This is a genomic window from Vibrio sp. MA40-2 (genome assembly GCF_047302445.1).
In the GTDB taxonomy this organism is placed as follows: domain Bacteria; phylum Pseudomonadota; class Gammaproteobacteria; order Enterobacterales; family Vibrionaceae; genus Vibrio.
In genome coordinates, this window is sequence record NZ_CP178627.1 from 344,707 (window position 1) to 357,693 (window position 12,987).

General features: G+C 40.2%; 9 protein-coding genes. 3 read left to right on the forward strand and 6 right to left on the reverse strand.

The features are described 5' to 3' along the window. The first annotated feature begins 29 nt into the window (after positions 1–29). Complete coding sequence (locus ACLKML_RS01460) at positions 30–1,679, forward strand: P-loop domain-containing protein (protein ID WP_413283321.1); 1,650 nt, start codon at positions 30–32, stop codon at positions 1,677–1,679. Between the two features lie 16 nt (positions 1,680–1,695). Then, a complete protein-coding gene (locus tag ACLKML_RS01465) occupies positions 1,696–2,316 on the forward strand; it encodes a DUF2238 domain-containing protein (protein ID WP_413283322.1) in 621 nt (206 codons plus the stop codon). 51 nt (positions 2,317–2,367) lie between these two features. Here the strand turns inward: ACLKML_RS01465 and ACLKML_RS01470 are convergent, their stop codons facing one another. The 4 genes from ACLKML_RS01470 to nrdD all read right to left on the reverse strand — a co-directional run bounded on the left by ACLKML_RS01470 (position 2,368) and on the right by nrdD (position 7,286). Continuing rightward, entirely contained in the window at positions 2,368–3,075 is a 708-nt protein-coding gene (locus ACLKML_RS01470; protein ID WP_413283323.1) for an ATP-dependent zinc protease, read from the reverse strand. A 55-nt stretch (positions 3,076–3,130) separates the two neighbouring features. Beyond that, the gene (locus ACLKML_RS01475) at positions 3,131–4,312 is read right to left on the reverse strand and encodes an aromatic amino acid transaminase (protein WP_413283324.1); all 1,182 of its coding nucleotides are present in this window, start codon (positions 4,310–4,312) and stop codon (positions 3,131–3,133) included. Between the two features lie 371 nt (positions 4,313–4,683). Next, positions 4,684–5,160 carry an anaerobic ribonucleoside-triphosphate reductase-activating protein gene (gene nrdG / locus ACLKML_RS01480; protein WP_413283325.1) on the reverse strand — a complete coding sequence of 159 codons (477 nt, stop codon included), beginning with the start codon at positions 5,158–5,160 and terminating at the stop codon, positions 4,684–4,686. 5 nt (positions 5,161–5,165) lie between these two features. After that, on the reverse strand, positions 5,166–7,286 hold the full coding sequence (gene nrdD, locus ACLKML_RS01485) for an anaerobic ribonucleoside-triphosphate reductase (protein ID WP_413283326.1): 2,121 nt from the start codon (positions 7,284–7,286) through the stop codon (positions 5,166–5,168). 296 nt (positions 7,287–7,582) lie between these two features. Here nrdD and ACLKML_RS01490 point away from each other — a divergent pair, with 296 nt between their 5' ends. Continuing rightward, positions 7,583–8,497 carry an endonuclease/exonuclease/phosphatase family protein gene (locus tag ACLKML_RS01490; protein ID WP_413283327.1) on the forward strand — a complete coding sequence of 305 codons (915 nt, stop codon included), beginning with the start codon at positions 7,583–7,585 and terminating at the stop codon, positions 8,495–8,497. A gap of 79 nt (positions 8,498–8,576) precedes the next feature. Here ACLKML_RS01490 and ACLKML_RS01495 read toward each other — a convergent pair whose 3' ends face one another. After that, positions 8,577–9,626, reverse strand: coding sequence for an efflux RND transporter periplasmic adaptor subunit (locus tag ACLKML_RS01495; RefSeq protein ID WP_413283328.1), 1,050 nt, complete (start codon positions 9,624–9,626; stop codon positions 8,577–8,579). Beyond that, positions 9,623–12,943: an efflux RND transporter permease subunit gene (locus ACLKML_RS01500; protein ID WP_413283329.1), complete on the reverse strand. Its 3,321-nt coding sequence runs from the start codon at positions 12,941–12,943 to the stop codon at positions 9,623–9,625. The genes ACLKML_RS01495 and ACLKML_RS01500 overlap by 4 nt, the downstream gene beginning before the upstream one ends. Positions 12,944–12,987 lie beyond the last annotated feature (44 nt).

The window sequence follows — 12,987 nt, forward strand, 5'->3', positions numbered from 1 at the left end:
ACGCATACGAACTTAGAAGTATTTGATTTATGGATCAACTAATAGCGAAATTAAAAAAACTCGAGAAGCAAAATTATCGAGCTTATCAGTCAATTAAAGGTCAATATTCCTTTGATGATTATACATTTTATATTGACTACGTTCAGGCTGACCCTTATGCATCCGCTTCACGCGTTCGAGCAGTAAGGCCTTGGTCATTGACTGGCTTATCGTGGCTAAAAGACCAATCAAGTTCATATCAAATTGCTGCACGCGATTTCATTGCCCGTAGCTTTGCCTCATTTGCCGCACAAGAAAACAGTGTTTCTATTGCCTTATCCGGGCAAACTGTGCTCGATAGCACCACAGTGTTATTTACACAAGAAGGGATCGAATTGCGATTCCGCATTAAATTACCCGCTGAAGGGCGCAGTATTCTGGCAAAAAAAGCAGTTAATATTTTAACCTTTCACTTACCAAAATATATTCGCAAATCGACTATCGAAAGAGAACTCGATAAAGATGCTCTTATCAAACATTGCCAATGCGTTGAAGACCAAGATCATCTACGTCAACAGCTCGCAACCCACAATTTAGTTGCATTTATCGAAAATAGTAGCTTATTACCTAGACTCGCTGGTAACAGTGATTTACCTATGAAGGACGCCGTAAAGTTTGTCGCTCCAGCTTCTCTCGAAGTAGCGTTGGAAACGATAAATAGAGGCGTTGTTACAGGAATGGGAATAAAAAAAGGGATAACCTTAATTGTTGGTGGCGGATTCCATGGCAAATCCACCTTACTCACTGCAATAGAACGTTCAATTTACAATCATATTCCTAGTGACGGCCGTGAAGGTATTGTGACCGACGCAGGTGCAATGAAAATAAAAGCAGAAGATGGACGCTGCGTTCACTCGCTAAATCTATCGAATTACATTAATCATCTACCGATGAATAAAGATACCGCTGATTTTTCTACTCAAGATGCATCTGGTTCTACTTCTCAAGCTGCGTGGTTACAAGAATCGATAGAATCAGGGGCAACGTCAATTCTTATCGATGAAGACACCTCAGCAACCAACTTTATGATTCGCGACGAACGTATGCAGGCGCTCGTTAATAAAGGTGATGAACCTATAACACCACTTGTAGATAGAATTGGTCAGTTAAGAGATGATTGTGATATTTCTACTTTAATTGTTATGGGCGGGTCTGGTGATTACCTCGATCATGCTAACACTGTAATCCAAATGCACGACTATCAACCAATCGATGTAACAGCCAAAGCAAAACAAGTTGTACAACTTCACCCTAGCCAACGTATTCAAGAAAGTGAGCAATCTTTGGCGCAGTTTCCGCCACGTTCGTTGCATTTAATAGGCCTACAGAAAATATTATCCGATGGCAAATTTAGAGTAACAGCAAAAGGAAAAGAGTCGCTTAGATTTGGTAAGGAGTTTGTTGATATCACTGCACTAGCCCAAATAGAAAACTCGAGTCAAGTTAACGCGGTCGGTTGGATCTGGTTTCAATTAGCGCAAAAACCTGGTTGGACAAAACAACCATTGCAAGAGATAGAAACGCTTTTACATGATGACTGGTTCTTATCTATGCCAAATTATGGTGATCTTGCCAAACCAAGAGCTCTTGAGGTTTTAGCTATTCTTAACCGAATGCGAAAAGCCAGTTTTAAGAATTAAAATAAAATGGTGAATAATGAATCACGCCTCTCCTACGCAGCAAAAACGCTATAGTAATACGCTAATAGCGCTAAATTTACTTTATGCCTTGGTTTTTATCTTCTCAGCCTTTGACCCTGCGTCGAGAGCGGTGTGGATCGCCGAAATTATCCCGGTCATCTCGATTTTTATCGCTATTTTGCTATTAAGTAGATCATTACAATTTAGCCCTACAGCTTATATCTGTATGTTTATATGGCTTTATCTGCATACGATTGGTGCCAAATATACGTTTGCTGAAGTCCCGTTCGACTGGTTTAATGATCTACTCGGATCTGAACGTAATCATTTTGACCGGGTCGCCCATTTTTCAATTGGTTTCTATGCCTACCCTATTGCCGAATATCTATACCGTCATAATCACTGTAATAGATTGATCGCTGGTTTATTTGGTCTTTTCGCCGTTATGAGTACCGCAGCAGCATATGAAATTATTGAATGGTGGTATGCAGAGCTTGCTGGAGGTGAAGAAGGCATTGCCTTTTTAGGGTCACAGGGTGACATATGGGACGCACAAAAAGATATGTTATGCGATACCTTAGGAGCATTATTTACATTAACTATTTTTGCTTACCAAACGAAGAAACAAAGCAAATAAAAATCGCAATTCCAATCACAAGAATTACGATTTTTTATTTGCAAACGGCACTTATTTTTTCTTCGGTTGTACTAACTTACGGCCTATGTCCACTACTGCAATATCACGCACATAGCTTTGCCCCAAAAGAACAGGATACGATAAATGCTTTCGGTCAGTTAAAGTAAAATCTGCTTTCTCTTTAACATCCCCTACTTGTACCCATGCAGTAACTATAGGACGTTTTTCGGCTTCGGTACTGTTCGCTTGTTTGATCTTTGCCCAACGTAAAACAGGTAAGCTGATCTCCTCTGTAGAAATATTCTTGTGCTCTACTCGGAATTTAACCCACTCCTTGCCTTCTCTTTCGAAAGGTAAAATATCTACAGCACTAATGGACGAAGTCGTTGCGCCTGTGTCCACTTTTGCCATAAAGCTTTTATCTAGACCCGGAAGATATACCCACTCTTCTGAGCCTAAAATAAGTTTACCTTGTTGTGTTTTTGTTGGTTCTGAACTTATCGGTTTTGGCTTTGGTTTCGCTTTTGCTATCGGTTTTTTAACTTCTTTCGTCACCGCAGAATGATCTGGATTATTTGATACCACAGCATTGTTTTTTGCTACCGTGGCAGTATCACCAACTGGCAAAACCTCCGTTTTGTCAACAACGACCGTTTTAGATACGCTATCTGTGGACGATTGCGCCAAAGTATCTTGTTGATTACTAGTACAAGCAACCAAACTTAAGCACAAACAAACTGGTAACAAGGATTTATTCACGGTTTCTTCCTCTAACTCTGCGTTATTTTAGTCCAGTATCAGTATAGCGGCTAATTTAGGCTATTTTGGCTATAGCATTCGCTACATAAGGAATATCTTTCTCTGTTAAACCCGCAATATTAATTCGACCATCAGCAACACCGTAAATACCATAGTCATCTTTTAAAACCTGCATTTGTTGAGCAGAAAAGCCTAAAACAGTAAACATACCTTGATGCGATTTTATAAAGTCGAATTGTTCCGATTGATGAGCAACACGTAATTCATTACACAACAGATCTCTTAAATTCACTAGCCTTAGTCGCATAGAATTAAGTTCCTCTTTCCACATATGAGTCAACTCAGAATCATTAAGTACTGTTTTAACTAAAGCAGCACCATGATCAGGCGGCATGGTATAGGTTGCTCTGGCTAATTGCAGTAATTTACCTTTGGCGTTGACTGCATGCTCTAATGATTTACCAACAACCATCGCTGCGCCTGTGCGTTCTCGATACAAACCAAAGTTTTTTGAACAGGACGTTGTAATTAACATTTCTTCAATATTATTCGCCATAAATTGCAAGCCTTCCGCATCTTTTTCCAAGCCTTGACCGAAACCTTGGTAAGCTATATCGACAAACGGTATAAAGCCATTTTTTTGCGAAAGTTCAGTTACCGTTTTCCACACCGAAAAATCAACATCGGCTCCAGTTGGGTTATGACAACAGCCATGCATTAGAACAACATCATCTGGGCCAGCAGTTGCTATATCGGTTAACATACCATCCACATCAACCTGCTTAGTCTGTGGATTAAAATAACGATAATATTTCACCTTTAAACCTGCCGCTTCCATCACTGGTTTATGGTTAACATAACTTGGATTACTCAACCAAACGGTGGTTTTTGGATTAGCCACTTTCATTAAGTCAGCTAACATACGTAAAGCACCACTTGCACCGGGAGTTTGAATTGCAGTTACACGGTCAAGCGCAGAAGTTCCTGATAGCAATAGCTTAACCATGCTAGAGTTGAATTCTTCACAACCTGCTAACCCTACGTACGATTTAGTGGTTTGACTTTCAAGCAGCTTTTTTTGCGCCTCTTGAATCGCCAGCATAATCGGTGTTTCACCTAAATTATTTTTATATACACCGATACCTAAATCGACTTTTTCTGTACGAGGGTCACTACGATAAGCAACTGAAAGAGAAAGAATAGCGTCCTGCTGAGGCGTTGGTAAATGTGCAAACATTGAATCACATTCCTTGATAGATAGTAGATAACCACGAACGAAAATACTGCCTAAACACTATTGCGCTCGCATTGATTTAGCAAATTAAAGCATGAAAAAATCATACACATAGATTAAGCCAAGTGAAAGGACTATTTAAGCGTGTCAACAAATATAAATCTTACATCATGGATGCTTCAAATTTTGTTAATAGTCGACTGGTTTATACATCCTCATCGTGACTTCCGCTTAGCTTCACTCGGCGTTATTGTACTAAGGAAAGTATCATCACAATAATCCGGTGACGACCATGCAGGGTGTGCACACTAACAAGCTCAGCTATTAGTACGAATTGAATATCTACTATTAAATATTCAATTCAGCGAATAAGCTCAAATTTGATCTGACTTGAACTGGTGAATAACTTGATTGCTAGATCCACGCCACAGTAGTTCTGGATCATACTTGTCTTGTTCAAATTTGCCATCAATCAACACATCAACTAACTGAACAATTTTACGCTGCTGTTGGGACAATTCACCGAGCGTATAACCTGTCCACATCCAAATATCTTTGTCTGGGCACTGTTTCTTTACTCTCAACACCAATTGATAAATTGCTGCTAGATTTGCCGGGTGAAGTGGGTCACCGCCAGACAACGAAAGTCCGCGTCGATAAATTCGCGTATCTTGCAAATCAGCAATGATCTGGTCTTCCATCGCTTGGGTAAATAAAAGGCCAGAGTTTGGATTATGGGTGGCTTTGTTATAACAACCTTTACAATTGTGTTCGCAACCGGACACGAATAAAGTACAACGTGTCCCCTCGCCATTTACAACGTCAATTTGATGGTATTGATGATAGTTCATAACAATTACAAATGCTTAACTCTGCGTTTAACTTCTTCTTGTTTACCCAAGTTAAAAGGTCGTGCATCTGGGCTACCTAAATATCCGCATACTCGTCGTGTCACAGATACTTTAGTCGAATCGTGGTTACCACACTTAGGGCAAGTAAATCCTTTACTAGTACAATCAAATTCGCCAGTAAAGCCACATTCATAACACTCGTCTATTGGAGTATTCGTGCCATAATATGGCACTCTACTGTAGCTGTAGTCCCAAACATTTTCTAATGCTTCAATGTTCCGTTGCATATTTGGAAACTCACCATAGCAGATGAAACCACCAGTCGATAACTCTGGATAAGGCATTTCAAAGTCTATTTTATCGTAAGGGTTAACTTGTTTCTCTACATCGAGATGGAAGCTATTCGTGTAGTAACCTTTATCAGTAACACCTTCTATCACACCAAATTCTTTAGCATCAATGCGACAAAAACGATTGCATAAATTTTCGCTTGGTGTTGCATATAAACTGAAGGCATAGCCCGTTTCGTCTCTCCATGCATCAACCGCATCCTTCATCCTTGTAACCAATTGAATTGCTTTGGCATTTAAAGTTGGATTATCATAAACATGTTCTTTGCTTTTATATAACGCATTGATCGTTTCATGAATGCCGATGTAACCTAAAGAAATAGAAGCACGGCCATTTTTAAAAATTTCCGCCACGGAATCATCGGGTTTTAAACGAACACCACAAGCCCCTTCCATATACAGAATAGGCGCCACTCTGGCTTTTACTGACTCCAAACGGTTGATACGTGTTTCTAGTGCTTTACGAGCAAGTTTTAGTTTATCGTCGAGCAAATCATAGAACTTGTCTTCATCTCCATTTGCTTGTATCGCAATACGCGGCAAATTAAGACTGACCACACCGAGATTATTCCGTCCATCGTGAACCAATTCGTCATTTTCCTGATACACGTTCAAAAAACTGCGACAACCCATAGGAGTTTTAAAAGAGCCAGTAACATCTACTACTTTGTCGTAATTCAATATATCGGGATACATACGCTTAGATGCGCATTCTAATGCCAACTGCTTGATATCGTAATTAGGATCAGACGCTTTATGATTTAAGCCATTTTTAATAGCAAACACCAATTTGGGGAAAACGGCTGTTTTACTGTTTTTACCTAAACCCGCAATACGATTTTTAAGTATCGATGCTTGAATCAATTTAGCCGCCCAACTGGTTCCCAAACCAAAACCAAAAGTCACAAATGGCGTTTGCCCATTTGCAGTATGCAAGGTATTAACTTCATACTCTAACGATTGAAACGCATCGTAGCATTCTTTCTCTGTGCGTGATGTTGCGAATGACTCCGGACTATCAATACTCCACTCTTTGGCCACCTCTAAATGCTTCTGATAGCTTGCAAGTACATATGGTTCTAGAATTTCATCGATAGCATTTATAGTCGTTCCACCGTAAATATGAGACGCAACTTGAGCAATAATTTGAGCAGTGACAGCAGTTGCAGTTGAAATCGACTTGGGCGTATCGATTTCCGCATTACCCATTTTAAAGCCATGAGTTAACATACCTTTAAGATCAATAAGCATGCAGTTAAACATCGGAAAGAAAGGCGCATAGTCGAGATCATGATAATGAATATCACCTTCATCATGTGCTTTAACAATATCACGCGGTAGAATATGAGTTTTAGCGTAGTGTTTGGCAACAATACCGGCTAATAGATCGCGTTGAGTAGGAATGACTTTGCCGTCTTTATTGGCATTTTCATTAAGGAGATCAGCATTACTTTGTTCTATTAAGCCTTGAATTTCTTTAGTTAAGGCGCTTTTCTTGTCGCGAGCCATATCACGATCGTGACGATATTCTATATAAGAACGTGCCATTCCCTTATAAGGTCCTTGCATCATTTCGTTTTCAACTAACGTTTGTATTTCGACAATATCAACTTCAGCGTGATCGAGTAGTTTGGTCTCTACTGCCTGTGCCACTTGTTCTGCATAGGCCGTCACATCATTATCAATAAAGCTCGACGCACTTTTAACGGCAGTAACGATGCGATCCTTTGCAAATGGGGCACGGGAGCCATCCCGTTTAATCACGACTGTATTCACTGTATCTCCTTACCCTAGATATCCACAGATTACTAACAAAGCACAATATAGGGTATTAATATTAAAAATGCACACTACATATTGTGCGTGTATTTAAAAGGATGAGTGCTTCTAGGGTCTTGATTTAGATCAATAAAAACTAAGTGAATGACAACAACAGACGATCTTTTTGTATAAGATCTCAATGCAAAAATAAATACATTATTCATGCAAAATTGAGCGAAAAATACTTGAAGTTTTTAATCTCTTGATAAGATGAGCGTTATCGATAACTCATTATTACAACGGCACAAAATATGACCAAATTTAACTATGTCAGGCTATTTTTCCTACTGTGGCTATTTCATCCACAAACCCTGAATGCCGCGCTTGAGTTATCCACAAAACCGTTAGTGGTAACAAGTTGGAATTTACAATGGTTAACCACTGATGAGAATACCGTTGCCCCTTTGACTAATAGAAATAGCCGCGACACGCAAGTTCTCGCCCAATACTTTAATAAAGTTTCACCCGACGTATTAGCATTTCAAGAAGTAGATTCAATTCAAGCGATAAAAAATATTGTTGGTAATCGTTACGTTATCTACCTGTCCGATCGTGCTAGTCCGACCTTCAAATCTCGTCAATTCGACGATATCAATCAGTACACTGGTTTTGCTATTAAACAAACTATCAATGTTATCGATCCTGCCGACCTCGTAATGACGCAAAACACTAGCAAATTGAGATTTGCATCCTATGTAATCGTACAAGGTTCAAACGAGGCTTCAGATATACATTTGCTTTCGCTGCATTTAAAAGCAGGATGTCCAGCTCAATACAAACGAACCAGAGACTGTAACTTGCTTAAACAACAGGCTTTGTTAGTTAATAAATGGCTTAAGCAAAGAGTCGAAGCAAAACAAAGTTTCGTTGTTGCTGGAGATTTTAACCACAATCTCGCCTATCCAAATGATTGGTTGTATATCGATATAAGTACTGACATTAAACAATACGTTAATCTTGCCAGTGCAACCAGCCAAGCAGACTGTATAATCCGTTCAAATAGAAACAACAAGGCCACCCATCAATTTCGCTCGCTTATTGATCATATTCTACTCAGCAAGCATTTAACTCATGGCATTGTTAACCAGCAGATATTCTCAACCAATGATGTGCTAACTTACCGATTAAGTGACCATTGCCCGTTATCAACGGCTATATTTCCGTAGTTACATCGCTTTATTGGTCTAGCGATTTGAGTAACACAGCGACGTTAATGACATGGTTATTTTTATTGACATCGTTATTTTAATGATATCGCAAGGGTTGTAAGACAACTTCATCACCAATAGCTAAACCTTTCCTAACCAAAAAATTATCGTTGATTTGTACTAATCGACTAACAATCAGCCCATTCTGCACCACTTTGACATAATCTAATTGGCCTACTTGATAAACTGCATTTTTAGGTACCAGCAAAGCGGGTTGTTTCTCTCCGTACACTATCACTTTTCCATATACGCCCGGATAAATTAAGGTTGATGAATCAATATTCAGCTTAACCATAAAACTTCGTGAAAGTGAATTGGCAGAAGGGCTAATTTGCACGACTTCGCCTTCACCTTGAATAGCATACGTTGGTAATTGATACTGTAGATTCATACCCAATGTGACATTTTTAATTTGTGCTTCAGAAATATAAACTTCAAGCTGAAGTTTTTTGGGGTTATACATTGTCAACAAAGGCATTCCCGGTGAAGCGGTATCACCCATATTGACATTTTTTTGTGTAATAAGGCCGTCAAACGGCGCAGTTATCGCACTAAAGCTTAATGTTGTTTCCGCTTCATTTACGCTTGCTTGCGCTTGTTTAACATTTGCTTGGGCGATTTTTAGTTGGCTTTCCACCTGATCAAATTGCGATTGCGATAGTAGTTTTTTAGCCACCAGTTCTTTCACTCGGTCATATTCTTTTTCTGCTGCGCTCAATTGTGCTTGCGCAGAAAAAAGAGTTTGCTCTGTTTGTTGTAATCTCGCATTTAGGTCTCTACTTTCTAGACGCATTAACACATCGCCTTGCTTTACTTTCGCTCCTACATTAACCATAACTTCCGCAATACTCGCGGTTAGTCGTGCAGAAATGATCGCCTTTTGGTCAGCTACAACGGTGCCGGTGAATTGATAATCAACCGGTATTAATTGTTGTTGGATTATCGCCGTCTCTAACTCTGGATAATCACTAACAACCACTATTCTTTGCTCAGATAACTTATTGGTAAAGTAACCCGACATATACAAAAACAGAGTCGCTAAAACCGTGAATGACACTAAGCCTAGAAGAATTTTTGACTTGTTCATGTGAGATCCTCATCTTGTACCGATAGACCATGGCCGTTTACATTGCCATAGGCGAGCTTATACACCACGGGTATAACCAACAAAGTAAATATAGTGGATGCGGTGATACCAAATATTATTGACCATGCTAAACCATTAAAAATAGGGTCTAAAGTGATCACAACGTTACCCAGTAACGTTGTTCCTGCAGTCAATAAAATCGGTCGCATTCGTACCGCTCCAGACTCGACAAGGGCCTCGGTGAGCGCTTTGCCTTCGGCTAACGATTGTTGAATAAATTCTATAAGAACCAAAGAGTTTCTTACTACGATTCCTGCAAGTGCAATCATGCCGATCATCGCGGTAGCAGTAAACAAAGCAGGGTCTGGATAGCCATTTATATCTTCACTTATCGAGTTTAGTAGCCAAAACCCCGGCATAATCCCTATTACTGTTAACGGAATGGCTAACATAATAATTCCCGATACCGCAGGTAGACCGGTTTGAATTAACATAACGACAAACACACCTAATAAAGCAACGGCATACGCAATACCGAGATCTCTAAATACATCAACCGTTATCTTCCATTCTCCTTCACCACTCCACACTACCTTGATACCTTGCGCCACACTCCAACCATCTCCTGCACCGTTATTAAAATAAGTTCGCTGCGCTATACTGGTTTGACTTGACGATTCTGGTTCATCTTGATCAGCTAAAACGTCTGCAACAATTTCTCCGGGTACGCGACCAACTGATTCAGCATAAACATAAACAACAGGTTCGAGGTTCTTGTGATAAATAGGTTGTTGCCTGGCTTGCTTAACAAAAGTGCCCAGCTCTGAAAGCTGAACAAGAGGTTGAGGCGCATCAACTAACGAACCTTGTACTTCGTTCTTAGCGATGCCAGCTCGGCCTCTCACGTATAAGTCGGTCAGTTTATTCAACTGGTCACGATCATTGTGAGCCAACCGTAATTTCACTGAAAGCGGCGTAATTTCTCGTTCAGCTTGTAAATTAGCCAACACCACTCCATTGTTGGCCGCAATGATGGTTTGATTAATGTCGTAAACAGAAACACCAGATAAGGCGGCTTTTTCACGATCGACAATAAAACGCCAGGTGTCGTACTTTCCTTGAATTGAAGTATCAACTTCAGAGACAAACTGCTCCCGTTCTAATCTTGTCGCCACTTTTAACGCTTGCGCCTGTAAATCCTGATAACTTGTGGTTTCATCTGCGTAAATTTCCGCAGTCAGTGTCGCGATAACGGGAGGACCGGGAGGCACTTCAACTAGCTGAATATCGGCGTTATATTGCTGAGCAATACGTTCTAGGTCAGATCTAAGCCTAGTAACTAATTGATGAGATTGGTGACGCCTTTCATCTTTATCCGCCAACACAATTCTTAATTCACCTTGATGGGCTTGGTTGCGCATATAATAATGTCGAACCATACCATTAAAGTCCATCGGTGAAGCAATACCGGCAAATGCTGACACGGAAACAACATCAGGTACGCTAACTAGGTAATTCGAAAAATCACGCAACACATTAGATGTTTCTACAAAATTAGTTTGCTCTGGCATGTTGAGTACTAATTGGAATTCATTTTTATTATCGTAAGGAAGCAACTTCAATGGAACGAGCCGCAAAGCGGGAAGCACAGCAGCGCCGATAAATAACGCTGCAACACACCCCAGAAATAGCCAACTTCTGATACGACTTTTCAGTAACGGCAGCAAAACAGCCTGATAACCTTTGAAAAGGAGGCTATTTTTTACATCATATATCCCTTCATTTGTCGCTCTGACGAGAAGTTTACGAGCTAGCCATGGCGTAATCATAAACGCAACGATCGTACTAAATATTACACTAATGGGAACATTGAAAGCGAGTGGAGCCATGTAAGGTCCCATCATTCCTGTAATAAAAAACATCGGCGTAAATACGATGACAATCGCAACCGTCGACATTAGCAATGCGCTACGAATTTCCATCATGGCCAATACAATGGCTTTAGTGCGAGATATTGATTTCTGTTTTAAATAACGCTCGATGTTATCTATGCTGGCGATTGGATCATCAACGATTAGACCAAGAGCCAATATTAAGGCAAATAACGTAACTCGATTAATAGAGTAGCCAAATGCTAAGTCCATACCAAGCGCAGCGCCATAACTGATTGGAATTGCAATACCAACAACCAGCGCGCTTCGCCAATTTAAAAATAGGCCGACAAATACCACCACCGTTAAAATTGAAATAGCGAGGCTAGATACTAGATTAGAGACCTTATTGTCAGCCGTTTGACCGTAATTTCGAATAATACTGAGCTTGACGCCTTCGGGAAGCTGTCGAGAACTTAATTGGTCTAATTCTTTTAGGACGTCATGCGCAACAGAGACCGCATTCGCTCCTTTCTGCTTCGCTACTGAAATATATACCGCAGGTAATGGCTCACTTATCATCCCATTGCTGGAGGGCAGCTGAAACCAGGTATCATTTACCGCTTCTTCTGGTCCATCGGAAATGTCGGCAACATCACGCAAAAAAACTGGTTTACCATCCACGACATTAACCACAAGTGCTTCAAGCTGTTTTGCCCGAGTAAAAAATTGTCCCGATTCAAGCTGGTAGGCGTTACCCGATTGATGAATCAACCCTGCATCTTGCTTAGTATGGCTAACAGAAAAAGCACTTTTTAAGTCATCTATGGTTGTTTTTCGGCTTGCCATTGCCGAGCTATCGAGTTCAATCTCGATGATCCTAGATTGACCGCCAATCACTTCAACCACATTGGTACTATCGAGCGCCTTTAAACGTTGAGTGGTTTGTTGGGCAATACGTCGTAATTCATAATTGGATAGATCAGCCGGACTTTCTGAATACAATGCCGCCACAACGATAGGTACATCGTCAATTTCAATAGGTTTTACAATCCAACTAGTAACCGATGTCGGGACATTATCTTGATTAGAATAAAGCTTATTGTATAGCTTAACCAATGCCTCTTCTCTATCTTGGCCTACGTAAAACTTAATAATTACCTGTGCTGCGCCATGCATTGATGTCGAATAAACCGTTTCAACACCATCGATTTGACTAAGCAGCTTTTCTATAGGCTCAGTAACTTGTTTCTCGACTTGCTTGGCACTTAAACCAGGAGCTTGGATAATCACATCCGCCATCGGAACAATAATTTGTGGGTCTTCTTCTTTTGGCGTCAGAATTAACGACATCACGCCAATAGCCAAGGTTAGTACAATCAATATTGGAGGAAAATAACTGTTCATTACTTTATGAACAAATCCACCACTTAGTTCCTTTTTCATTAGTACTCCTCAACAATTGACGTTCGGTTTCACTCATTAAGCCG

What these genes read in the sequence shown, in the direction of transcription:
- ACLKML_RS01475 (WP_413283324.1), bottom strand. Translation starts at nt 4,312, where the DNA reads ATGTTTGCACATTTACCAACGCCTCAGCAGGACGCTATTCTTTCTCTT.
- ACLKML_RS01460 (WP_413283321.1), top strand. Translation starts at nt 30, where the DNA reads ATGGATCAACTAATAGCGAAATTAAAAAAACTCGAGAAGCAAAATTAT.
- ACLKML_RS01490 (WP_413283327.1), top strand. Translation starts at nt 7,583, where the DNA reads ATGACCAAATTTAACTATGTCAGGCTATTTTTCCTACTGTGGCTATTT.
- ACLKML_RS01495 (WP_413283328.1), bottom strand. Translation starts at nt 9,626, where the DNA reads ATGAACAAGTCAAAAATTCTTCTAGGCTTAGTGTCATTCACGGTTTTA.
- ACLKML_RS01500 (WP_413283329.1), bottom strand. Translation starts at nt 12,943, where the DNA reads ATGAAAAAGGAACTAAGTGGTGGATTTGTTCATAAAGTAATGAACAGT.
- ACLKML_RS01465 (WP_413283322.1), top strand. Translation starts at nt 1,696, where the DNA reads ATGAATCACGCCTCTCCTACGCAGCAAAAACGCTATAGTAATACGCTA.
- nrdG (WP_413283325.1), bottom strand. Translation starts at nt 5,160, where the DNA reads ATGAACTATCATCAATACCATCAAATTGACGTTGTAAATGGCGAGGGG.